15 protein-coding genes, 4 pseudogenes and 2 riboswitches are annotated in these 23,521 nt (G+C 64.9%); of the genes and pseudogenes, 12 read left to right on the top strand and 7 right to left on the bottom strand.

Going from position 1 to position 23,521, the window contains the following annotated elements:
• Positions 1–104: 104 nt before the first annotated feature.
• Complete coding sequence (locus GTW58_RS00530; protein ID WP_119932488.1) at positions 105–1,634, top strand: gluconokinase; 1,530 nt, start codon at positions 105–107, stop codon at positions 1,632–1,634.
• 16 nt (positions 1,635–1,650) lie between these two features.
• Positions 1,651–2,202 (top strand): TetR family transcriptional regulator, encoded by a 552-nt coding sequence (locus tag GTW58_RS00525; protein WP_047691397.1) that lies wholly within the window; start codon positions 1,651–1,653, stop codon positions 2,200–2,202.
• Between the two features lie 123 nt (positions 2,203–2,325).
• On the opposite strand, the gene GTW58_RS00520 is transcribed toward GTW58_RS00525, so the two are convergent.
• Positions 2,326–3,552 carry an acetyl-CoA C-acetyltransferase gene (locus tag GTW58_RS00520; RefSeq protein ID WP_119932489.1) on the bottom strand — a complete coding sequence of 409 codons (1,227 nt, stop codon included), beginning with the start codon at positions 3,550–3,552 and terminating at the stop codon, positions 2,326–2,328.
• Positions 3,553–3,728: 176 nt separating this feature from the next.
• Positions 3,729–3,829, top strand: a riboswitch (SAM riboswitch).
• A 16-nt stretch (positions 3,830–3,845) separates the two neighbouring features.
• Between GTW58_RS00520 and GTW58_RS00515 the strand changes: the two genes are divergently transcribed.
• From GTW58_RS00515 to GTW58_RS00505, 3 genes and pseudogenes are all read left to right on the top strand, one after another.
• A complete protein-coding gene (locus tag GTW58_RS00515) occupies positions 3,846–5,054 on the top strand; it encodes a cobalamin-independent methionine synthase II family protein (RefSeq protein WP_119932490.1) in 1,209 nt (402 codons plus the stop codon).
• Between the two features lie 110 nt (positions 5,055–5,164).
• Positions 5,165–6,358, top strand: a complete 1,194-nt coding sequence (locus tag GTW58_RS00510) for a cobalamin-independent methionine synthase II family protein (RefSeq protein WP_119932491.1) — start codon at positions 5,165–5,167, stop codon at positions 6,356–6,358.
• Positions 6,359–6,656: 298 nt separating this feature from the next.
• A pseudogene (locus GTW58_RS00505) lies at positions 6,657–7,998 on the top strand (MFS transporter); the annotation flags it as partial.
• On the opposite strand, the pseudogene GTW58_RS00500 reads toward GTW58_RS00505, so the two are convergent.
• A pseudogene (locus GTW58_RS00500) lies at positions 7,996–9,222 on the bottom strand (flavin monoamine oxidase family protein); the annotation flags it as partial. The pseudogenes GTW58_RS00505 and GTW58_RS00500 sit on opposite strands and share 3 nt — an antisense overlap.
• A gap of 123 nt (positions 9,223–9,345) precedes the next feature.
• Between GTW58_RS00500 and GTW58_RS00495 the strand changes: the two are divergent.
• Positions 9,346–9,999: a TetR/AcrR family transcriptional regulator gene (locus GTW58_RS00495; RefSeq protein ID WP_047691390.1), complete on the top strand. Its 654-nt coding sequence runs from the start codon at positions 9,346–9,348 to the stop codon at positions 9,997–9,999.
• A gap of 71 nt (positions 10,000–10,070) precedes the next feature.
• Here the strand turns inward: GTW58_RS00495 and GTW58_RS00490 are convergent, their stop codons facing one another.
• The gene (locus GTW58_RS00490) at positions 10,071–10,679 is read right to left on the bottom strand and encodes a PaaI family thioesterase (protein ID WP_342453281.1); all 609 of its coding nucleotides are present in this window, start codon (positions 10,677–10,679) and stop codon (positions 10,071–10,073) included.
• Between the two features lie 122 nt (positions 10,680–10,801).
• Here GTW58_RS00490 and GTW58_RS00485 point away from each other — a divergent pair.
• Both GTW58_RS00485 and GTW58_RS00480 read left to right on the top strand, forming a co-directional pair.
• Positions 10,802–11,368 (top strand): annotated as a pseudogene (locus GTW58_RS00485) (NADPH-dependent FMN reductase).
• 112 nt (positions 11,369–11,480) lie between these two features.
• Complete coding sequence (locus GTW58_RS00480; RefSeq protein WP_119932492.1) at positions 11,481–13,544, top strand: M13 family metallopeptidase; 2,064 nt, start codon at positions 11,481–11,483, stop codon at positions 13,542–13,544.
• Between the two features lie 172 nt (positions 13,545–13,716).
• Here the strand turns inward: GTW58_RS00480 and GTW58_RS00475 are convergent.
• Positions 13,717–14,728 (bottom strand): annotated as a pseudogene (locus tag GTW58_RS00475) (alcohol dehydrogenase catalytic domain-containing protein).
• A gap of 179 nt (positions 14,729–14,907) precedes the next feature.
• Between GTW58_RS00475 and GTW58_RS00470 the strand changes: the two are divergent.
• The 3 genes from GTW58_RS00470 (at position 14,908) to GTW58_RS00460 (ending at position 16,257) form a co-directional block, all read left to right on the top strand.
• The gene (locus tag GTW58_RS00470; RefSeq protein WP_119932493.1) at positions 14,908–15,321 is read left to right on the top strand and encodes a VOC family protein; all 414 of its coding nucleotides are present in this window, start codon (positions 14,908–14,910) and stop codon (positions 15,319–15,321) included.
• A 190-nt stretch (positions 15,322–15,511) separates the two neighbouring features.
• Complete coding sequence (locus tag GTW58_RS00465) at positions 15,512–15,934, top strand: YidH family protein (RefSeq protein ID WP_119932494.1); 423 nt, start codon at positions 15,512–15,514, stop codon at positions 15,932–15,934.
• On the top strand, positions 15,931–16,257 hold the full coding sequence (locus tag GTW58_RS00460) for a DUF202 domain-containing protein (RefSeq protein ID WP_209436231.1): 327 nt from the start codon (positions 15,931–15,933) through the stop codon (positions 16,255–16,257). The genes GTW58_RS00465 and GTW58_RS00460 overlap by 4 nt, the downstream gene beginning before the upstream one ends.
• Positions 16,258–16,296: 39 nt before the next feature.
• On the opposite strand, the gene GTW58_RS00455 is transcribed toward GTW58_RS00460, so the two are convergent.
• Together GTW58_RS00455 and GTW58_RS00450 are read right to left on the bottom strand one after the other, a co-directional pair.
• Positions 16,297–17,787, bottom strand: coding sequence for an amino acid permease (locus GTW58_RS00455; RefSeq protein WP_119932495.1), 1,491 nt, complete (start codon positions 17,785–17,787; stop codon positions 16,297–16,299).
• A 121-nt stretch (positions 17,788–17,908) separates the two neighbouring features.
• Positions 17,909–19,195 carry an adenylosuccinate synthase gene (locus GTW58_RS00450; protein ID WP_047692056.1) on the bottom strand — a complete coding sequence of 429 codons (1,287 nt, stop codon included), beginning with the start codon at positions 19,193–19,195 and terminating at the stop codon, positions 17,909–17,911.
• Between the two features lie 218 nt (positions 19,196–19,413).
• A riboswitch (SAM riboswitch) is annotated at positions 19,414–19,506 on the top strand.
• 113 nt (positions 19,507–19,619) lie between these two features.
• On the opposite strand from GTW58_RS00450, the gene metE reads away from it, so the two are divergent.
• On the top strand, positions 19,620–23,123 hold the full coding sequence (gene metE / locus GTW58_RS00440; RefSeq protein WP_119932496.1) for a 5-methyltetrahydropteroyltriglutamate--homocysteine S-methyltransferase: 3,504 nt from the start codon (positions 19,620–19,622) through the stop codon (positions 23,121–23,123).
• On the opposite strand, the gene GTW58_RS00435 is transcribed toward metE, so the two are convergent.
• A complete protein-coding gene (locus GTW58_RS00435; protein ID WP_119932497.1) occupies positions 23,080–23,499 on the bottom strand; it encodes a DUF3151 domain-containing protein in 420 nt (139 codons plus the stop codon). The genes metE and GTW58_RS00435 overlap by 44 nt on opposite strands.
• Positions 23,500–23,521: the final 22 nt, after the last annotated feature.

Here is a 23,521-nt window from a genome sequence, read left to right as displayed (position 1 = left end):
CGTCTGGATAGCATGGACGTCACGACCGGGGGCCGGGTCGACCGCAAGAGTCGGCCCGGCCCCCTGCGTTGACCCACACCGCCGACGCCCGAAGGACCGCTGCCGTGGCCAAGTCCGCCAACCCTCCCAAGACCGACGACGACATCGACTTTGCGGTTCCCCTGGCCAAAGCCGTGGACCCGCTGGTGCTGGCATTGGATGTTGGTTCAACGGCCAGCCGCGGGAGTCTGCATGACGCTGAGGGTGTTCCGGTTCGCGGCTACCGGCACAAGATTCCGCACGCCTTCACCACCGGAAGCGGCGGCAAGAGTGTGATCGACCCCGATCAGGTGGTGGAGGAACTCGGCACCATCATTGACGTGGTGATCGGTTCCCGGAAGGAGCTGATCGGCCGGGTCAAGGGCGTGGCCATTGACACCTTCGCCTCCTCCGTGGTGGGAGTGGACGCCAACCGCCGCGCCACCAGCCCCTGCTACACCTACGCCGATTCCCGCAGTACACCTCAGCTGGCACAACTGCGCTCCGAGGTGGATGAACACGAACTTCAGCAGCTGACCGGCGCACGACTTCACACCTCTTACCTGGCCCCACGATTCCGGTGGTTGCGGGAGCACGAACCGGAGATCTTTGCGCAGGCCAAGCGGTGGGTCTCCCTGGGTGAGTACTTCCACATCCGCCTGCTGGGCAAGGCCCGGGCAGGCACCGCCATTGCCGCGTGGAGCGGCCTGCAGGACCGGCACACGGGCAACTGGTCCGAGCGCATGCTGGAGCTGGCCCAGATCGACCTCTCCCACCTGTCCCTGATCGCCCGGCCCACACAACCCATCCTGGAGGTGCCGGCAGGTATCACCCAGCGCTGGCCGGCCCTCAAGGACGCCAAGTGGTTTGCCCCCATTGCAGACGGTCTGGCCCAGAACGTGGGAGCCGGAGGCCGGGACTCCTCCACCGTGGTGACCTCCATGTCCACCTCCGGTGCCATGCGGGTCATGCTGCACAGCGCTCCGGAGGAGATCCCCGCGGGCCTGTGGTGCTACCGGGTGGATGACCACCGCTACCTGTTGGGTGGGGCCATCAACGACGTCGGACGTGCGGTGGACTGGGCCGAACGCACCTTCAGGCTCCCGGAGGGAACCGAAGTGGCAGACGTGGCCACCCAGGCCTACTCCCAGGACGTGCCCGTGTTCCTGCCCTACCTCAGCGGCGAGCGCTCCACCGGCTGGGTGGGTGGCGCACAAGCACATGCCGTGGGCATCACCGCGTCCACGGAACCGCAGGACATGGTCCGCGGCGTGATGGAGGGGATTGTGGTGTCCCTGGGCCGTGTGGCCGAACAATTGAAGGAGGCCGCCGGCGACGTCGAACGTCTGGTCACCACCGGCGGTGTGTCACAGAACGTGCCCGGGATCCAGCAACTTCTGGCGGATCAACTGGGCAGGGAAACCATCCAGGCCACGTTCAAACGTTCCACGCTGCGCGGGACCGCCATCATGGCCCAAGAAGTGCTCTCCCCGGACACTGAGCCGGTGGAAGCACCGCGCAGCCAGACCTTCAAGCCCAAGAGCAAGCACTGCCGCCACTGGGAGGACCTAGCCCAGCGTTACCAGGAGGCCTACACCCAGTTGGTGTCTGCGTGAGGGCAAGGTTTCCGCTGTGCCATTGACTCGCGACCAGGTGGTGGATGCCGCTTTGACAGTGGCCGGTGACTACGGCTTGGGAGATCTGTCCATGCGTCGCGTGGCCACGGAACTGGGCGTTCAGGCAGGTGCGCTCTACTGGCACGTGGCCAACAAACAAGAACTGTTGATTGCCGTGGCTCAACGCATCCTGAACCCGAACGACGGCGCCCCCACCTGGCCGTCAGAACCCGCCCGGGTCCTGGCCGAGTTCCGGCGGCGGCTGATGGCCGTGCGTGACGGTGCCGAGATCGTGGCGGTGGCCCACGCCGACCAACCCCTGTACCTGCCACCAGCCCCTGAGTTGGCGGCACAGTTGGAAAGCTTGGGGGTCAGTGACTCGGCTGCCGCGGCCCAGAACTTGGTGCGGTGGGTCCTGGGCTCGGTCCTGACGCAGCAGACCGCCCAGGCCCTTGCGGCAGCGGACACCCGGAATCAGCCCTCCGCCACCGCTGTGGCTGACCGATTTGAACGCGAGTTCACCTGGGGTCTGGAGCATCTTGTGAGGGCGGCTGCGGCCAAGGCCTGAGCCAGGCTTTCGGACGGCCTGGCTTGTTTGACGGCTTGTTCACCGGCACCGCTTCAATGCCCGGACCCGCTGGACACTTCCCCGATCCGCTGGAACTGCCCCGATTCGCGGCATTCCGTTTACTCAGCGGTACAACAGCAGGGCCTCGCCCTGTCCACCCCCGCCGCACAAGCTCACAGCTGCTTTTCCGTGGCCACGACGTGACAGTTCCAAGGCCGCAGTGAGAGCCAACCGTGCCCCGGAGGCACCAATGGGATGGCCCAGTGCAATGGCGCCACCGTGAATGTTGGTCTGCTTCAGCGGGTAACCCAGGTCAGCCAAAGACTGCAGGCTCACGGCGGCAAAGGCCTCGTTGATCTCCACGAAGTCCAGGTCGGCCACGCCCCATCCGGCCTTGTCCACAGCGCTCTTGATGGCCTGTGACGGCTGGGAGTGCAGGGAGTTGTCCGGGCCGGCCACCTGTCCGGAGGCACCCACCGCGGCCAACCAGGACAGACCCTTTTCCTCCGCCCAGCTGCGGGAGGCCAGCACCAGGGCGCAGGCGCCGTCGGACAGTGGGGAAGAATTGCCGGCAGTGATGGTGCCATCAGCGCCAAAAGCCGGACGTAGTCCGGCAAGGGACTCTGCCGTGGCATCCGGGCGGATCCCCTGGTCCGCATCCACGGTCACGGGCTCTCCTTTGCGCTGGGGAATCTGCAGGGCAGCGATCTCCTGGGCGAACACCCCGTCCGCCGCCGCCGTCCCGGCCAGCTGGTGGGAGCGAGCGGCAACCTGGTCCTGGGACTGGCGGGTCAGGCCGCGTTCCGTGTTGCCGCGCTCCGTCAGGGTGCCCATGGCAATGTTCTCCGCTGCATCCACTAGGCCGTCGTGGGCCACGGCATCGATCATGGTCACGTTGCCATAGGCGGTTCCTTGGCGGGACCCCGGTAGAAGGTGGGGTGCGTTGGTCATGGACTCCTGGCCGCCGGCCACCACCACATGCGCCTCCCCCGCCCGGATCATGCGGGCGGCATCCGTGACCGCAACCAAGCCGGAGAGGCACACCTTGTTGACGGTCACTGCCGGCACTGTCATGGGAAAACCTGCCTTGACCGCTGACTGCTTGGCGGGGTTCTGCCCGCACCCGGCCTGCACCACGTGCCCCATGATCACGTGCTCAACCTGCGCCCCTGACACTCCTGAACGCTCCAAGGCGTGCTGGATGGCGTGAGCCCCCAGGTCAGTGGCCTGCAGGGAGGCCAACTGCCCCAAAAGCTTCCCTTGCGGTGTACGTGCTCCGCCCAGGATCACAACGTCCGTGCCGTCGGTCTCCCCGGCGCCGGCAGATCCGTGGTTCAGGTGGTGGGTCATGGGTCTCCTCCTGCACGTCATCGTGCTTGGTGTGCTGTTCAGGGCTGGTGCGCCGTTCACAGCTGGTGTGCTGTACAGGGTTGGTGGCCTCACCCGTGCTGTGCCGGAGACTCACCAACAGTCATGTGACGTCCAGTTTGGCATCTGCTGTGTTCTACGTGACAGGATGAGCTCGGTACCCATCAAGAGCGACTTAGAGACCTGGCTCGTTGATGTCGCAGCAACCATGATGTGACCCGCTGGTCACTCAAGGTGCTCCCGCCGGGACCGATGGAAAGGACGTGCAATCACGCATGCTGAATTCTGACCACATCCAAACCACACACGTGGGCTCCCTGCCCCGTACTCCGGAGCTGTTGGAAGCCAATCAGGCCTACCAGGACGGGTCCATCACCTGGGACCAGCTGGTGAGCACCATGCAGCAGGGTGTTGTGGACATCGTGGCCAAGCAGCGTCAGCTGGGGATCGACGTCGTCAACGACGGCGAATACGGGCACACCATGTCCTCCTCCGTGGACTACGGGGCGTGGTGGAACTACTCGTTCTCCCGTCTGGGCGGATTGAGCCCTTCCGACGAGGACCGCTGGGCCACCACGGAAAAACGCCGATCCTCCCCGGGCAACATTGTGCTGACCACCTTCACGGACCGCCGTGACCGGGAGAGGTTCAGGGAGGCATACGAGGATCCGTCGTCGGGAATCCTGACCGCGCGCAAGGCCGTCACGCAACCCAAGATCACCGGTCCGCTGACCTACACGGGTCAGGAGGCGGTGGCCGCGGACATTCGCAATCTGAAGTCCGCATTGGAGCACACCGGCGCCACCCAGGGTTTTGTGGCGGCACTGTCCCCGGGCTCCTGTGCGCGGGTGACCAACGAGTACTACAAGACCGATGAGGAGTTGGTCTACGCGTGCGCCGATGCCATGCGTGAGGAGTACAAGGCCATCACGGACGCGGGACTGATCGTGCAGATCGATGACCCGTCGATCGCCGAATCCTGGGACCAGATCAACCCCGAACCCTCCGTGGAGGACTACCTGGGGTTCATCCAGTTGCGGATCGAGGCCCTGAATCACGCACTGCGCGGGCTGCCCCAGGACCAGATCCGCTTCCACCTGTGCTGGGGATCCTGGCACGGCCCGCACACCACGGACCTGGAACTCAAGCACCTGCTCAAACCGCTGTTGTCCATCAACGCCGGTGGCTACTCCTTCGAGGCTGCCAACGTGCGTCACGCCCACGAGTGGAAGCTGTGGGCTGAGGCCGATCTGCCCGATGACAAGGTGATCATCCCCGGTGTGGTCTCCCATTCCACCAACGTGGTGGAACACCCGGAGCTGGTGGCGGACCGGATTGAGAACTTCGCCTCCGCTGTGGGCCGCGAGCGCGTGGTGGCCTCCACCGACTGTGGTCTGGGCGGACGCCTGCACCCGCAGATCGCATTCGCCAAGCTGGAGTCCCTCACGGCAGGCGCCCGCCTGGCCACCGAGCGCCTCTTCTGATCCACCCCCTCCCTTTCTTCTTCGCCGAGTGGGCCGTTTGATCGCCCCTGAGCGCTGAGCGGCGATCGAACGGCCTACTCGGCAGCATTGACACACACCTGGAGACTTTCATGCAGCACTCAACCAACCGCATCCTGACCACCCACGCCGGTTCCCTTCCCCGCACCCGGGACCTGATCGACGCCGCAAAAGCCCGCGTTGCCGGGCAGGACTACGACCGCCTGTTGGCCACCGCAGTGGACCAGGTGGTGGCCCGCCAGACGGAGGTGGGGATCGACGTCGTCAACGACGGCGAATACGGCCACGCCATGGCTGAAGACGTGGACTACGGCGCCTGGTGGCACTACATCTTTGCCCGCCTGGACGGGCTGGCCCCCGGTACCCGCACCTTGGCCGACCAGCCCGTCCACCGTTCCGAACCCGGAAACGTGAAACTCACCAGCTTTGGGGATCGCCGCGACTGGGGGAAGTTTGCGCAGGCGTACCAGGACCCGTCGTCGGGAATCTTCACCGGCAAACCCGCACCGTTCCCGGTGTTCAACGGGCCCATCCGCTACGTCGGCCAGGAGGCTGTGCAGCGCGACATCGCCAATCTGAAGGCCGCCATGGACAAGTCCGGGGCCACGCAGGGCTACCTGGCTGCGCTCTCCCCCGGATCCTGCGCGCGCCTTGAGGACAACCACTACGGCAACGAGGACGACGTCCTGGCCGCCTGCACCCAAGCCATGCGTGAGGAGTACAAGGCCATCACGGACGCTGGGCTGATCGTGCAGATCGATGACCCCTCCATCGCGGAGAACTGGGATCAGATCAACCCCGAACCCACCGTGGAGGACTACCTTGCCTTCACCCGGAAGCGAGTGGATGCCATCAACACCGCCCTGGAAGGGATCCCTGCCGAGCTGGTGCGGTTCCACCTGTGCTGGGGCTCCTGGCACGGTCCGCACACCACCGACATCGAGTTCCGTCACATCGCCGAACTCATGCTGGAGATCAACGCCGGGGCCTACTCGTTCGAAGCCGCCAACGTGCGCCACGAACACGAGTGGAAGATCTGGAAGGACCTGGAACTGCCCGCTGACAAGGTGATCATCCCCGGTGTGGTCTCCCACGCCACCAACGTGGTAGAGCACCCGGAGCTCGTGGCCGACCGAATCGAGCGCTTTGCTTCTGCTGTGGGCCCGGAGCGCGTGATCGCCTCCACCGACTGCGGGCTGGGCGGCCGGATTCACCCGCAGATTGCTGCCGCCAAGTTGGAAACCTTGGTGGAGGGGGCGCGGATCGCAACCTGGCGGTTGTTCTGATCCCCCGGTCCCCTCCCCACCACTCGGGCCCCAGCCGACCGGGCCACACCCGCCACACCCGCCGAGTAGGCCTTTTGATCGCCCCTGAGCGCTGAGGAGCGATCAAAAGGCCTACTCGGCGCTTTAGTGAGGTCACGACGACGGCGTGGAGCGCCCCTCCGCGTCCACCAAAGAAAATCGTATCTGATGTGCCGAATACTGGTGACAGCCATCACAGCGCCACTTAGTATGCCGTTAATTACCGATCAATCGGTAAGTAAATCGGGGCGGCCTCGCCCCCACCTCACGGAAGAGATCCATGAGCACTACGGCGAGCTCTGGCTCCACACACGGCCATGAGATGACTCGCGAGGAGAAGAGGGTCCTTGCGGGCACACTGGTGGGTACCACCATCGAGTGGTACGACTTCTACATTTACGCGCAGGCTGCAGGTTTCATCCTGGCCACCCACTTCTTCAACCCGCTGGGCGAGGAAAACGCAGCCATGGCCCAGGTGGTCTCATGGGCATCTCTGGGCATCTCTGGGCATCAGCTTCCTGTTCCGCCCGCTGGGCGCCATTGTGGCTGGGCACGTGGGTGACAAGTTCGGACGCAAGGTGGTTCTGGTGATCACCCTGGTGGGCATGGGTGGCGCCACCACATTGATCAGCCTGCTGCCCACCTACGCCACCATCGGCTTGTGGGCGCCCATCCTTTTGATGTTTCTGCGCATCCTGCGGGGCTTCTCCGCGGGTGGCGAATGGGGCGGTGCCGCGCTGATGGCCGTGGAACACGCACCGCGGCACAAGCGCGGCTTGTCCGGCGCCTACCCCCAGGTGGGCGTGCCCCTGGGCTTGCTGCTGGCCACCGGTTTCATGTTCCTGATGACCTCCATGCTCACCCCCGAACAGTTTGAGGCCTGGGGTTGGCGCGTTCCGTTCCTGTCCTCCGTGGTGCTGATTGTGGTGGGCTATCTGATCCGTATGACCGTGGATGAATCCCCCGTGTTCAAGGAGATGCAGCTGCGCAAGGCCGAATCATCCGCTCCCCTGGGGCAGCTTGTGAAGAACCACAAGCGCGAGGTCAGCCTGGCCGCATTCATCTTTGCCGGCAACAACGCCCTGGGCTACATGGTGATCGCCTTCTTCGCCTCCTACGGCACCAGGACATTGGGCATGGAACGCACGGACACCTTGATCGCCTCCCTGGTGGGCGGTGTGGGCTGGCTGATCTTCACCATGTTCGGTGGTTACATCTCCGACCGCATCGGACGCCGCCTGACCTTCCAGATCGGCTACGTCATCCTGATCCTGTGGTCCATCCCCATGTGGTTCCTGCTGGACACGGCCTCCCTGCCGCTGTTCGCCGCCGCGATCTTCCTGCTGACCATCGGCCTGGGCCCTTCCTACGGACCGTAGTCGGCCATGTACGCGGAGATGTTCCCGGCCCGCGTGCGTTACTCCGGAGTGTCCATCGGCTACGCGTTCGGGGCGATCATCGGTGGCGCCTTTGCCCCCATGATTGCGCAGCTGATCCTGAACCAGACGGGCCAGGGGTGGATGATCGGCATCTACATGGCCGCCATCAGCTTGGTCTCCCTGATCGCCGTTTCCATGGTGCGCAAGTCGGACCAGGGCCGTGACCTCCACGTGGAAGAGGTCCTCCGAGCCGAAGTCGGATTCGTAGTAGACCTCCGGGGTCAGTGCCTCCTCCCCCAAATAGTGGGAGAGGCTTTCCAGGATGCGCTGCTTGCGCTGCTCGGCAGGCAGTTTGAAGACCTCATCTGCCTTCTCATCAGAGACAAAGCCCACCAGTGTGCCGCGGGTGTCCCCGTGGTTGGTGTTGTCATACACCTCCTGGGACACCTCGGCGGCTCCGAATCCAGTTCCGCACAGACCCTTGTCACGCCAGAACGGGGTTGGGTAAACCGCATGGACCTTGATCACGATGCCCAGCGATTGGTGCTGGTGCATCTGGTGCTGCAGGCGCGGCAGCGGGGGTTCAAAGGAGATGCGGGAGTACAGGTTCGGCGGAACCGCCACAATCACCTGCTGGGCCTTCACGGTGACCGTCTCCGACCACACGGTGACCCCCGCGCCGGGAACGTACTCGGCGTACGTGTCCTCAGGACCACCCCACTGGATGGTGCGCACGGGAGTGTCCAGGAAGACGGCGTCCTCCCCCAGCTGCTCGGCCATCTTTTCCGAGACGGACTGCATGCCACCCACCACACGGCGGTCCAGGATGAAGTCCTCGTCCACCAGGTTGGAGAAGGACCCTGCGGAGGCTGCCATGAGCACGGCCTGCAGGGTGGAGAAGGAATGGGAGGGCTTGGTCAGCATGCCCCCGGCCACATAGATGCCGATGTTGTTGCACGCCGCCTCGTCCTCGGAGAGCTCACGCAGCCAGTGGTGGAAAGAAACGGTGTCCAGCTCGCGGGCTTTGGGATGTGCCCAGGGCTCAGTGGCTCCCAGTTCCGCGGCCAGGTCATCCAGGATCCCGATCAGCCGTTCCATCTCCGCAATGGTCTGTTCACCGGCGGGGAAGGTGGGCCCGGTGTAGGTGTGTTTGGAGCCGTCCGGGGCAATGTAGACCGAATCCCCGTCACGGTGCCGGGCAAATGTTTCCAGCCCCAGGTCATGGATCAACCCCAATAGTTCGGTCTGATCCGGAGAGACCCACTGGCCTCCGATTTCCAGGAAGGCGCCGTCAATCACCCGGGACCAGGTTCGGCCGCCCACACGGTCACGAGCCTCCAGAACGGCCACGGACTTGCCTGCAGCCTGGAGGGTGCGAGCGGCCATGAGCCCTGCCGGTCCCGCACCCACCACCACCACGTCACGCTCGATCGCCTCAACGCTGCCCAGGGTCCTCTGATCTGACATGTGGCCTCCTTCACTTAAAATGAATGTGATTCATTAAGGCGTAGGAGGACGATTGCGTCAACCCCCGGCCGGGTACTTTTTACCCACAAGCAACGCACCACCACAGCCACCTGGAGCAACCGCGTGAAGCAGGAACCGGCAGCAACAGCACGACGACGCGGCCGCCCCACCTCCGCTGTTCTGAGCCCCAAGCGCATCACCTCGGCCGCCACCAAGATCATCCACACCCGCGGGGTCAAGGCACTGACCATGTCCGCGTTGGCCTCTGACCTGGGGGTCTCCGTCTCCGCGCTCTACAACCACACCCCGTCCAAACACCACGTGCTGCTGGGTGTCCAGGATGCGTTGAATGCGGAGATTGATTGCAGCGGCTTTGGCACGCTGCCTTGGGATCAGGCGCTCACGCTGTGGGCCCGGTCCTACCGAGAGGTCTACGCCCGCAATGTGGAGCTGATCCCGGTGATGGCGGTGTTGCCGGTGGCCGATGCCCCGCACACCTTGTGCATGTATGAATCCGTGGCAGCCGCTCTGGTCACTGCGGGATTCCCACCGGGCCAGGTGGTCAACATGATCGTGGCCGTGGAGTCTCTGCTGTTCGGCTCCGCCTACGACGCCACGGCCCCCGGCGGATTGTTCAACCCCGGCAAGTTGGCGGAGTTGGCACCCACCTTCACGGGCGTCGTCGCTGTCCGGACCGCTGACCCGGCCGAAGGTGCGGACCAGGCTTTCGAACTCGCCCTGGAAGCCCTGCTGACAGGATTCCGCACCCTCCTCTGACCGCCGAGACCGAGGTTTCCGCCCGGTTCACCGGCACGCATCGGGCAGAAACCTCGGTCTCGGCAGAGGGGTCACTTCAGGAAGCAGGTGATGCGGGCCGTGCAGACGCGCTCACCGGCATCATCGACGACGACGACCTCGTGACTCGTGGCCGTCTTTCCCATCCTGATGGGGGTGGCCGTTGCGGTCACAAAACCTGATGTGGCCGACTTGTGGTGCGTGGCGTTCACGTCCACCCCCACGGCCGCCTTGCCCAACTCGGCGCCGTGCAGGAAGGCGCCAATGGAGGCCACCGACTCGCACAGGGCAATGGTGGAACCACCGTGCAGCAGCCCCATGGGTTGCCGGTTGCCCTCCACCGGCATGCGCGCCACCACTCGGTCCTTGGATGCCTCCAGATAGGTGACCCCCAGCCGTTCATCCAGCTGACCGGGATGGCTGTTGAGCACCGGGACGGGGTCCTTTGCGGAAGCCAGGGCACGGATCTTCTCCAGCCCAGCGCCATCAGAAGCGGAAGCGGAAGCGGGTGCTGCTGCGGCGGCGTCGTCGGAGGGCATGGCTCCGGCCAGCCGGGGCGCGCGGTAATCAGCCGGAGCCGGGTCCTCCCGCAGCCAACGGTCGGAGTCAGCGGCGGTGGGGTCTTCGTGAATGTGCTGGCCGGACGGGTCCTGGTGCGTCATGGTCTCCCCTGAATGGTGATGTTGCTGTACGTGACTCACATCATCCGCCACCGGCCTGAAGAAACGCTAGGCTGGCAAAAACGTGTCACGTCACCTAAGTAAGGGACGTGCATCCACCCTGCATGAACCAAGGAGTCAGCATGAAGATCGGGATCATCCTGGGATCCGTCCGCGCCGGCCGCAACGGCGAACAGGTGGCCAACTGGGTCAGGGAAACTGCCGAGGCCAAGGGAGGTGCCGAGTTCGAGCTGATCGACCTCAAGACCTTTGAGCTTCCCCGCATGGCCGCCTCCACCGTTCCCATGGCGGCCGGCAAGGAGTACTAGGACGCCGAGGTCACCCGCTGGTCCCAGACCATCGATTCCTGCGACGGCTACATTTTTGTGACCCCCGAGTACAACCACTCGATCCCGGGTTCTTTCAAGGAGGCCGTGGACACCTTGGGCCCGGAGTGGGCTGCAAAGTCCACCGGCCTGGTGGGCTACGGGTTCAGCGGTGGCGTGCGCGCCGTGGAGCACTGGCGCCAGATCCTGGCCAACTTCCACCAGCACGTGGTCCGCTCCGCCGTGGAGGTCAACCTGGCCAACAACATGGAGGACGGCCAGCTGGTGCCCAATGACCACATCAACGGCGTGCTGAACTCCCTGATTGAAGAGGTTGAGGCCTCCATCAAGCGCTACCAGGCCTGAGCCTCTCACCCCCGCCGACCCCCGGCTCCCACAGCGGAGACCGGGGGTCGCGTGTTTACGCGGTGGGCGATGACCTTGGGTGCCGCCACACCCTCCCGTTTAGTCTGGCCGCATGACCCACCATGATCAGACCCACGACGACGGCGCCCTGACGGTGCTCACCCCCTCCACCTTTGACACCTCGGTCCGGGCGCAGGACGATCTGTTCCGCCACGTCAACGGCCCGTGGCTGGATTCGGTGGAAATCCCTGATGACAAGCCTCTGACCGGCGCGTTCATGGTGTTGCGCGACCGTGCCGAGGAAGCCGTGCGCGGCATCATCACCGGCGTTGAAGCCGGGGAACCGGGCTCGGTGGAGTCCAAGGTGGCTGATCTGTACGCCTCTTTCATGGATCAGGAACACATCGAGTCCTTGGGTGCTGCCCCCTTGCAGCCTGACTTGGATGCCGTGGACGCGGTGACCGACGTCGCGGGATTGCAGAAGCTGTTCGGCACGCTGCTGGCTCGCGGCATCGGCTCCGTTCTGGGTGTGGACACGGATGCCGACCCCGGGGACCCCACCCGCAACCTGGTGTTCGTGGGCCAGGCCGGGCTGGGTCTACCGGATGAGGAGTACTACCGGGAGGAAGCCCACGCCCAGATCCGGGAGCAGTACCTGGGGCACATCCAGAGGATGTTCGCCCACGCCGGATTCAACGACGCCGGGGATCAGGCCCAGCGGGCCTTCGAACTGGAAACCGCCATTGCCACCCATCACTGGGACAAGGTGGAGGTCCGGGACCTGACCAAGATGTACAACCCGTTCAGCTGGTCCGAGCTGACGGAGTCGGCGGGAACATTCGATTGGTCGGGCGTCGTCGTCGAGGGTCTGGGGGTTCCGGAATCGGCAATGGAAACCGTGGTGAATGCCCAGCCGTCGTTCTTCACCGGGCTGGAGGAGCTGCTGACCCCGGCGCGTCTGGAGCAGTGGAAGTCCTGGGCGCGGTGGCGCGTGATCACGGGGCGTGCAGCGTATCTGTCCAGCGCGTTCGTGAACGAGGACTTTGCCTTCTACGGCACCACACTCTCCGGAACTCCCGAGTTGAAGGAACGGTGGAAGCGCGGGGTGGGGCTGGTCAACGGAGTGCTGGGTGAGGCCGTGGGCAAGCTCTACGTGGAGCGGCACTTCTCCCCCACCGCCAAGTCACGCATGGATGACCTGGTGGCCAATCTGCTGGCCGCCTACCGGTCCTCCATCCAGACGCTGGACTGGATGACCGACGACACCCGCGCGGAGGCCCTGAAAAAGCTCTCCGCCTTCACCCCCAAGATCGGCTACCCGGAGAAGTGGAAGGACTACTCCTCCCTGGAAATCCGGGCCGATGACCTGGTGGGCAACATTGTGCGGACCTCCGAGTTCGAACTGGCCGAGCTGATCCGCAAGGCCGGGCAGCCCGTGGAGAAGCACGAATGGCTCATGACCCCGCAGACCGTCAACGCCTACTACCACCCGCTGCGCAACGAAATCGTGTTCCCGGCAGCCATCCTCCAGCCCCCGTTCTTTGACGAGGAGGCCGATGACGCCGTGAACTACGGGGCCATCGGGGCTGTGATCGGCCACGAAATCGGTCACGGCTTTGACGACAAGGGCTCGACCGCCGACGGCGACGGCCGCCTGCGCAACTGGTGGACCGACTCCGACCGCGCCGCCTTTGAGGAACGCACGGGCAAGCTGGTGGAGCAGTACGACGGCCTGGTTCCCGAACAGCTCGCCGGTTCTGAGGATGCCCCGTCCGTGAACGGGCGCATGACCCTGGGCGAGAACATCGGGGATCTGGGCGGGCTGTCCATCACCTACAAGGCGTGGGAACACTCCCGCGGGGTGGCGGATCCGGTGCCGGCCTCCTCGGAGCTGGCCGACACGGACCCCGCCTCCGCTGACCCTTCCGCCTTCTCCGACACCGACGACGCCGGGCTGACCCCCGCGCAGAAGCTCTTCCTGTCCTGGGCTTTCGTGTGGCAGCAGAAGGCCCGGGACGAGACGGTAGCTCAGCGCCTGGCCGTGGACGTGCACTCCCCCAACGAGTTCCGGGCCAACCAGACCGCCCGCAACATCGATGCCTTCCACGAGGCCTTCGGTGTGACCGACACGGACACCATGTGGCTCGCCCCGGAGGACCGCGTGCGCATCTGGTGAGGTGATGCACCCAGGGTGAACGGGCGGCGGCGTCGCTGCCTCCGACCCCGGGGTAGGGGCCGCAAGAACTTTGGGCATGGATAGGGCGGATTCCAGACTCGGAATCCGCCCTATCCATGCCCAAAGTCTGCTCAGGTGAGAGCCCAGGCAAACGCCCAGACGCAAGCTTGGCTCAGGCCGTCAGCACCACCTTGACCGCCTGGTGTTCGGCGGCGTTGGCAAAGAGGTCGTAGGCCTCCTCGATCTGATCCAGCTTGAAGTGGTGGGTGGCCATGGCGCGGGCGTTGAGGCGACCGGCGCGCACCATGTTGAGCAGCTTGCCCACGGTGTTGCAGTCCACCAGGCCCATGCGCAGAGTCACGTTGGAGATCCACATGTCCTGAATGGGCAGTTCCACCGCCTTGCCGTGCACACCGGCGTTGGCCACGGTGCCGTAGGGGCGCACGATCTCCAGGCAGGTCTTGAAGGTCTGTGGGATGCCCACGGCTTCAATGGCAACGTCCACACCCAGGCCGTCCGGCGCCATGGGCTTGACCTTCTCCACCAGGTCCGGGTCCCCGGCGTTCACGGAGTCCGTGGCACCGAGCTCCAGGGCCTTGTTCATGCGGTTCTCGACCAGGTCAATGGTGATCACCCGGCCCCACGGGTCCGGCTCCCTCGATCGCCATGGTGTCACCGGGTTTGGTGTTGCCGTTGAAGATGCCGATCTGGAACCCCGTGGGAAGGGAGTCGGCCAGGAAGATCAGGTCTTCGTCATCCAGACCTTCCGGTGCGCGGTCAACCGAGGTCTCCGCAAACGGCACACGCACGTATTCGGCCTGGGTGCCGTCGATCAGGTGACCGAACACCCAGCCGATGCCGCCCAAGGTCTGGCAGTGGGAGGGCTGGTTGGCCTTGCAGTAGGAGCATTTGCCGCAGTTGGTCACCGCAGGTACCAACACACGGTCCCCCACGGACAAGCCGGTCACAGCATCCCCGACTTCCGTGATGGTTCCCACGGCCTCGTGGCCCAGGATGCGGCGGTCAGTCACCGCCGGGACGTCCCCTTTGAGGATGTGCAGGTCAGTACCGCAGATGGTGGTGGTCTCCACCTTGACGATCACATCGGTGGGGTCCTGGATCTGGGGGTCCGGCACCTCTTCCCACACGCGGTTGCCGGGTCCGTGATAAACGAGAGCCTTCATGGCGTGAACCTCTTTGTTCAACTTCCGGCCGGTGGATCCTTCGACGGGGCACCTCTAATTTTACGCCCACCTGTGGGCCAGTTCACAGGAGGCCGCCTGCATCCTGGCGACGTCGTGGCCCCTACACTTGCGGAGACATACACCGGTGAGAGCAGCGCGCCTGACCCAAGGAGGCCCCCGTGGCTGATCGGTTCTTGACCGTTTATCTCAACTTCCGCGGTGAAGCCGCCGAGGCCCTGGAGTTCTACGCCAACGTGTTCGGCGGGCAGCCCCAGATCATGCGTCACAGCGCCATGGGAACCGAGGGCCCGGAGGTCGATTGGGTCATGCACGGCCAGTTGGACGCCCCCAACGGCATGCACATCATGGCCGCTGACGTGCCTTCCGTCATGGAGGCCCCCATCGGCGGCAACGGTGGGGTTTCCCTGTGCCTGCACGGCAACGACGCCGCCGCCCTCCGTGGCTACTTCACCGCCCTGTCGGAGGGTGGCACGGTGACCACACCTCTGGAGGAGCAGATGTGGGGCGATGAGTACGGAGACCTGGTGGACAAGTTCAGCATCCGCTGGAGCGTGAACATCTCCGGGCAGTGATGGCTCACTCAACCTGTTGAGAGCTCGATTCGCTCGGTCCTTACGTTTGGGTGGTCGATTTCCTGGCCCGTCAGCGCTGATGGGCCAGGAAGTCGACCGCCCAATTCCATGAGCCGGCAGATTGACCACCCGACGACACCAAGGTGCCCACCCCCAAGGTCTCCAGCCCAGGGGATCTAGCATCAAGAGCATGGCCGATTCTCCGCACGAGCCTGAGCACTCAGAACGCACCCCACCGCAACACCTCGCCCAGCGCACAGGTCTCTCTGCGCGGGTGTTGGGCGGCGGCATTGAGCCGGACCCACGCTTCACCCTGGCCAACGAGCGCACCTTTCTGGCCTGGATCCGCACGGCCCTGGCGTTTCTGGCCGGTGGTGTGGCGTTGGAAGCCTTTGCCGGGGACGTCTTTCCGGTGGTGGTCCGCACCGGCCTGGCGGTGGCCCTGCTGCTGATCGGCATGGTCATTGCCGCCGGCGCCACGCTGCGATGGATCCGCCTGGAGCGGGCCATGCGCCATTCACTGCCCCTGCCCCTCCCCTGGATCGCCCCGATCCTGGCAGTTGGTGCCGCCGTTGCCACAGGGGTCATGCTGGCGGTGCTTCTCCTGCCATGAGCCACCCGCACATCCACCCGAATGATCCCGGTCTCCAGCCCGAGCGCACCACCTTGGCCTGGAACCGCACGCTGATGGCGTTTGTGATCGTGGCAGCCTTTTTCCTGCGGTGGGGCAACCAACAGGGCGTCGTCGTGGTGGGGCTCTTTGCAGTAGCACTGGCCGTGGCACTGACCATCTGGACCACCCAGCGCAACCGTTACAGGCAGTCCGTACGCGCCATGCGGCAGCCGCAGGGCAGCCCAAAAGTGGGGTCCGCCATCGCCCTGGGAGCAGCGGTGGTGCTCCTGGGCGCGGCGGGCCTGGTGGTCATCAGCCTGTGAGCCGCAGCGGGTTCACGACGACGAACCCCACTGCACCTCTCAGCGCGTCACATCCATCTGATTGCGGGACAGATCAGCATGGGCGGGATCCACACGGTGGGACTTGGTGATCACCTTGTGCCCGATCCAGAAGGCCAGGAACAGCGGCAGCCCAATGTAGGAGGAGAGCAAGGACATGGGCGTGACGGTGCCGTTGATGAAGGCCTCGTAGCTCTGGCCCACGATCACCAGCAGGCACATGGCCAAGGCGATGATCGGCCCGACCGGGAAGAACTTGGCGCGGAACGGCAGTTCGGAGATGGAACGCCCCTGAGCCTTGAACGCCTTGCGGAAGTTGTAGTGGGTCCAGGCAATACCGGCCCACACAATGAATCCGGCCAGAGCCGAGGCATTGATCAGCCAGGTGTAGGCGGCACCTTCACCGATGAACGTGGTCAGGAAGGCCAACAGGCCAAAGGATGAGGTGGCGATCAACGCGTAGATCGGCACACCACGCTTGTTGAGCTTGCGCAGGAACGTGGGGGCCTTGCCCTCCATGGCCAGGGACCAGATCATGCGGGTGGACGCGTAGAGCCCGGAGTTGCCGGCGGAGAGGATGGCGGTCAGGATCACGGCGTTCATCACGGAGGCGGCAAAAGCCACACCGGCGTTCTGCAGCACCAGGGTGAACGGGGACATGGCCACTTCCGTCTCCCCGGAGGCCAACAGGTTGGGGTGGGTGTAGGGCAGCAGGAAGCCGATCACGGTGATGGCACCCACGTAGAACAGCAGGATGCGGAAGAACACGGTGCGGATGGCCTTGGGCACGGTGGTTTCCGGGTCCTTGGCCTCACCTGCGGCAACACCCACCAGCTCAGTGCCCTGGAAGGAGAATCCGGCCACCATGAAGATCGCCAGGATAGTGATGGGACCGCCCACAAAGGGAGCATCCCCGGTGGTCCAGTTGGCGAATCCGGGGCTTTCCCCGCCCAGGATGCCAAAGATCATCAGCACGCCCAGGACCAGGAACACGATCACGGCCGTCACCTTGATGGCCGCCAACCAGAACTCACCCTCACCGTAGGCGCGGGTGGACAGGGCGTTGAGGCTGAACACGATGATCAGGAATCCCGCAGACCAGATCCACGCCGGGACGTCCGGGAACCAGTAGCGCATCACCAGGGCTGCAGCCACCAGCTCCGCGGCCAGGGTGATGGCCCAGTTGAACCAGTAGTTCCAGCCGATCGCAAACCCGAACGACGGCGACACGTAGCGTCCCGCGTGATCTCCGAAGGAACCTGCGGTGGGCCGCCAGGCGGACATCTCGCCCAAGGACATCATCAGCAGGTACACCATCAGTCCGATGGCGATGTAGGCCACCAGCGCGCCACCCGGGCCTGCCGTGTTGATGGAGTTGCCGGAGGCAACGAACAACCCGGTGCCGATGGCGCCACCCATGGCGATCATGGTCATGTGGCGGGTGTGCAGACTGCGCCGCAGTCCCTCACCCTCAGGTTGGGTCTCCAGTTCTGGAGAGGAGTTCACGGACATGGCGCGCCTATCGGTCAGGGAAGTGCGTGGATTTCAGCCGAAGCGTACTCCGTTTGACAGGCAAATGACCGCCTCGGTTGCCCCGAAACGGTCATTTGCCTGTCAAACGTTGGCGGACTTGTCAGTCGATGAGGTCGCGCACCTCAATGGTGTGCTCACGGTCCGGCCCGACGCCGATTGCGGAGATCCGGGTGCCGGACATGGCTTCCAGTTCGCGCACATAGGTCTGGGCGTTGGCCGGAAGGTCCTCGATGGAACGGGCACCGGAGATGTCCTCGGTCCACCCCGCAAAGTTCTCAAAGATCGGCTTGGCGTGATGGAACTCGGTCTGGGTCATGGGCATTTCGTCATGGCGCACACCGTCCACCTCATAGGCCACGCACACCGGGATGGACTCAATGCCGGTCAGAACATCCAGCTTGGTCAGGAAGTAGTCCGTGAAGCCGTTGATCCGTGAGGCGTGGCGGGCCATGACGGCGTCGTACCACCCGGTGCGCCGCGGACGGCCGGTGTTCACGCCGAACTCGCCACCCACGGTGCGCAGGCGCTCACCCCAGTCGTCGAACAACTCGGTGGGGAACGGACCGGCACCCACGCGGGTGGTGTAGGCCTTGATGATGCCGATGGAGCGGGTCATCCGGGTGGGGCCGATGCCAGCCCCCACACAAGCCCCGCCGGTGGACGGGTTGGAGGAGGTCACAAAGGGGTAGGTGCCGTGGTCCACGTCCAGGAACGTGGCCTGACCGCCTTCCAGCAGAACGGTCTTGCCTGCATCCAGGCCGTCGTTGAGCAGCCGGGTGGAGTCCACGATCATGGGGGCCAGGCGATCCGCGTAGCCCATGAAGTAGTCCACCACTTCCTGGGTGTCGATCGCGCGGCGGTTGTAGAGCTTGACCAGGAGCTCGTTCTTCTGCCGCAGGGCGCCCTCGATCTTCTGGGTCAGGATGGATTCATCCAGCACGTCCTGCACCCGGATGCCCAGCCGGCCCACCTTGTCCATGTAGGCCGGGCCGATGCCCCGCCCGGTGGTGCCAATGGCCCGCTTGCCCAGGAACCGTTCGGTGACCTGGTCCATGGTCTGGTGGTACGGGGCCACCAGGTGTGCGTTGGCGGAGATGCGCAGCTTGGAGGTGTCCGCCCCGCGGGCTTCAAGGCCGTCGATCTCCTCGAACAACGCCTGCGGGTTGACCACCACGCCGTTGCCGATCACAGGGGTGGCCTGCTCGGAGAGGATACCGGCGGGAAGGAGCTTGAGCTCGAACTTCGCACTGCCAACAACCACCGTGTGACCTGCGTTGTTGCCACCATTGGGTTTGACCACAAAATCAACACGGCCACCCAAGATGTCTGTGGCCTTGCCCTTGCCTTCATCGCCCCACTGGGCTCCGACGATCGAGATCGCTGGCATATCTGATGCGCTCCTGAGTTCGGCGCGGATGGCACCGGTCTGCGGTCGTGTACTGCCCGAGTCTAGCGCGCCGACTGCCACACCCGGGTGGTGAGTTCTGGGACAGCATTCCGAACCACCCAGCCCACGGCCCACCGTGACAGTGCGCGTCACAAGAGGAAATACCTCACGGCAGAGTCCTTGCGGAAACCTTGGCGATCGGCTTATACTGGTTTGGCTATCTATCCAGAGCGGCTGAGAGACCTGGCTCGTCGACGCCGCAGCAACCATCCTGTTTTCAGGAACGGTGCTCCCGCCAGGACCGATGGAGCTGAACCGTGTTCCGTGGTCCCCGGACCGTCGTCCTTAGCCGTTGAAGGCGCGACAGGCGGGCCGTAGGTCCCGTGCACCCTCTGTCGGGGTTCACTAGAAGGAGACCCGCGCGGTGCCACACCCCCACCACATCCCACGGCCAGTAGGTCAACCGTCAGCAGCGGCGGCGCAGTCCACCCCCGCACTGTCCTACGAATTGTTTCCGCCCCGGAGTGAAGCCAGCAGGGAATCACTGTTGGCCACATTGGCGCAGTTGGAACCCACAGCCCCCGATTACGTGTCCGTGACCGCGGGCACGGACGGGCAACGACGACGCCGGGCACTGTCCCTGCTGAATCACCTGGTCCACGCCACACCCTTCAAGCCCCTGGCACATGTGTTGAGCACAGGATCCACGGAGGCGCAGCTGACCGAGCTGCTGCATGAACTGCTGGACGTGGGTGTTCGCGGCATCCTGGCTCTGCGGGGCGACCGCCCCGCGCAGACCCCAGAGCCTGCCGAGGACGAACTTCCCTACGCCCGGCACCTGGTGGATCTGGTCCGCCAGGTGGAGGCGGACCGGGCGGCGGTGTTGTGCGCCGGACGTGTCTCCGTGGGTGTTGCCGCCTACCCGATCAAACATCCCGAATCGGTGAGCGTTCACCAGGACCTGGAGGTCCTGCTGTCCAAGCAACGGGCCGGTGCGGACTTTGCGATCACGCAGGTGTACCGGCAACCGGATGACTACGCCCTCTTTCTCCACGGGGCACGCCGCGCCGGCGTTGAGCTTCCCGTGGTGCCGGGCATCCTCCCCGTGACCAATCTGCGCCGCTATCTGAAGGTGTGCCAACTGGCCGGCCTGGAGCCCGACCCCGCTCTGGCCCATGCCCTGGAAACAGCGGATTCGGATGCTCAGCGGCACCGGATCGGCGTGGACAACGCGGTGCTCACCGCCCGCGCAGCCTTGGATGCCGGCGCCCCCGGTCTGCACCTCTACACGTTCAACGAACACCAGGCAGCTCTGGATGTTCTGGAGCGCTTGGATCTCCCCCGGCCGGTGCCACCACCGGCTGACGACATGACTGCCCCGTTGCCCGTGCCGAACGGCAGGTTTCAGCAGCAGCACACCTCAATTCGAACCCAATCCATCCACCTCACCACCCATCAGGAGACCACCGTGAACACTCAGCACAGCGCTCAGGAGAACAATTCCGCCGCCTTCCCGTCCGCCACTGTCCTGGGATACCCCCGCCTGGGCCCCAATCGTGACCTCAAGCGCGCGCTGGAGTCCTACTGGGCGCAAAAGCTCTCAGACCAGGCCCTGGAAGGTGCAGCCCGGGGTGTGGTCGCCAGCGCTGCGGCGCGCATCCAGGAGTTGGGCGTGGACGAACCCTCTGCGGTTCCCGCCAGTTTTGCCCTCTACGATCACGTCCTGGACACGTTGGTGGCCGTGGGGGCCGTCCCTGAGCGCTTTTCCGACCTCCGCTCAGACGCGGGGCCTGCCAAGGGCTCAGTGACTCGCCGCGGTTCCTTCATCCTTGCCCGCGGCGACGACGCACGGCAGCCCCTGGAGATGACCAAGTGGTTTGACACCAACTACCACTACCTGGTCCCGGAGATCGGCCCGCAGACCACGTTCAGCGCAGCTCCTCACGAGCTGGTGTCCGCAGTGCAACTCGCGGCCGAGCAGGGCACCACCGTGCGCCCCAGCATCGTGGGCCCTGTGACCTTCCTTGCCTTGGCCAAGGACGACGGCATCAGCGCCACCCCGTGCAGGCCTTTGGATCGACTGGAGGACCTTCTGCCCGTCTACGCCCAGATCTTGGTCCAGCTCAAGAACGCGGGGGCGCAGTGGGTCCAGATCGAGGAACCGGCCGTCGTCGCAGATTTTGCGCACCTGACCCAACAAGACCTGCAGGTGGCCATCACTCGGGCCACCACCTACCTGGCGGGGTTGACCGAGCGCCCCAAGATTCTGGTGACCACCCCGTACGGGGATGCGGGCCCGCTGCTCTCACCGATTGCGCATTCCGGGGTTGAGGCCGTTCACGTGGACCTGGTGCGTGGGGAGCTCAAGGACCAGCAACTCGATCTGTTCACGCAACCGGGTTCCCCCGTGCTGGTGGCCGGAGTGGTCAACGGACGCAATGTGTGGCGCACGGACCTGGAAGCAGCCCTCTCACAATTGGAAGCCCTGCGCCAGGCCGGTGCCCGAGTGTCCGTGGCAACCTCCACCTCCCTGATCCACGTGCCACACACCCTGGACGGTGAAGACCATCTGGATCCCACGCTGCGGTCTTGGTTGGCATTCGCGGATGAGAAGACCCATGAGGTGGCAACGCTTGCACTCGGACTGGCCCAGGGCCGTGAAGCCATCACCCAGGAATTGCAGATCTCAGCACGGGCTCTGGCCACACGCCAAGAAGCTCCTGGTGTGCATGATGCAGCAGTGCGTGAGCGGCTGCGCGCCCAGAAACCCGCAGACACCGTGCGGGCCGATGCCCAGATCCGGCGGGAAGCTCAGGCTCGGACGCTGTTCGGTGAAGGGGGCCTGCCGCTGTTGCCCACCACCACCATCGGGTCTTTTCCGCAAACGGCTGCGGTTCGCAAGGCTCGGGAGGCGTTCCGGGCGGGCACCATCAACCGCGAGCGCTATCACCAGTTCTTGCAGGATGAGATCGCCCAGGTGATCTCACTGCAGGAAGAGTTGGGCCTGGACGTGCTGGTGCACGGGGAAGCCGAGCGCAATGACATGGTTCAGTACTTTGCGGAGAACTTTGACGGCTTTGCGGTCACCCGCAACGGGTGGGTGCAGTCCTACGGGTCACGTGCCACCCGTCCGTCGATCCTCTGGGGGGACGTCTCCCGCACCGGCCCCGGCGTGCGGGGGGAGGCCTTCACCGTGCCGTGGATTTCCTATGCGCAGTCTCTGACCGACCGCCCCGTCAAGGGCATGCTCACCGGTCCGGTCACCATCCTGGCCTGGTCCTTTGTCCGGGAGGACCAGCCTTTGGCCCAAACCGCGGATCAAGTGGCACTGGCCCTTCGGGATGAGGTGTTGGATCTGGAAGCCGCCGGGATCGGGATCATCCAGGTGGATGAACCGGCACTGCGGGAACTGCTTCCACTGCGTGGTGCTGATCGGCCGGGCTACCTGGATTGGGCTGTGAACGCTTTCCGGCGGGCCACCTCTGCGGTGAGGGAGGGGACTCAGATCCACACGCACCTGTGCTACTCGGAGTTCGGGGAGGTGATCCAGGGCGTGAACGCGTTGAACGCTGACGTCACCAGCATTGAGGCTGCACGGTCCCGCATGGAGGTTCTGGCCGATGTTCGATCCGTGGGTTTCTCCCGCGGGCTCGGCCCGGGAGTGTGGGACATCCACTCACCCAGGGTGCCGTCCACGAACGAGATCGAAACCCTGCTGACCAGCGCCCTGGACCATGTGGACGCCGATCACCTGTGGGTCAACCCGGACTGCGGGCTGAAAACCCGCAACTACGCACAGACCAAGCAGTCCTTGGCCAACCTGGTGGAGGCCACCGGCCGCGTCCGGGAACGGATTGCGGCGGAGGCCGGCCACCAGGAGCACCTCAGCGCTGGAGTTCCTGGGCTGCCTCAGGGTCAGAGTCGTTGAGGAACTTCTGGATGCGTTCGGCCTCGTCCAACTCACCGATGGCGGCGGCCGCCTGACCCAGCGCTGAGAGAGCACGGAGGAAGCCACGGTTCGGTTCGTGGGAGAACGGAACCGGGCCGTGGCCCTTCCATCCGTGGCCACGCAGGGCATCCAGCCCACGGTGGTAACCCACCCGGGCGTAGGCGTAACCCTCCAGGGTCCGCCCGTCAGCCAGAGCTTCTTCCGCCAGGACTGCCCACGGCAGCTGCTCCTTGGGGAAGGAACGCGCCAGGTCCTCGGCCTCGTCACCAGCCTCGATTCGGCCGGCCATTTCCTGGTTCCCCTCCAACAGGGTGGGGTCGGGTTCTCCCAGCAGGTTCTTGCCGATCTGGCTCATGTTCTTCCCTTTCCGCAGGTGG

It is taken from the genome of Kocuria subflava (assembly GCF_012163155.1).
Classification (GTDB): Bacteria; Actinomycetota; Actinomycetes; order Actinomycetales; family Micrococcaceae; genus Kocuria; species Kocuria subflava.
Note: the sequence above shows the minus strand (reverse complement) of the source record. Positions and strands in the feature narration are given on the sequence as shown.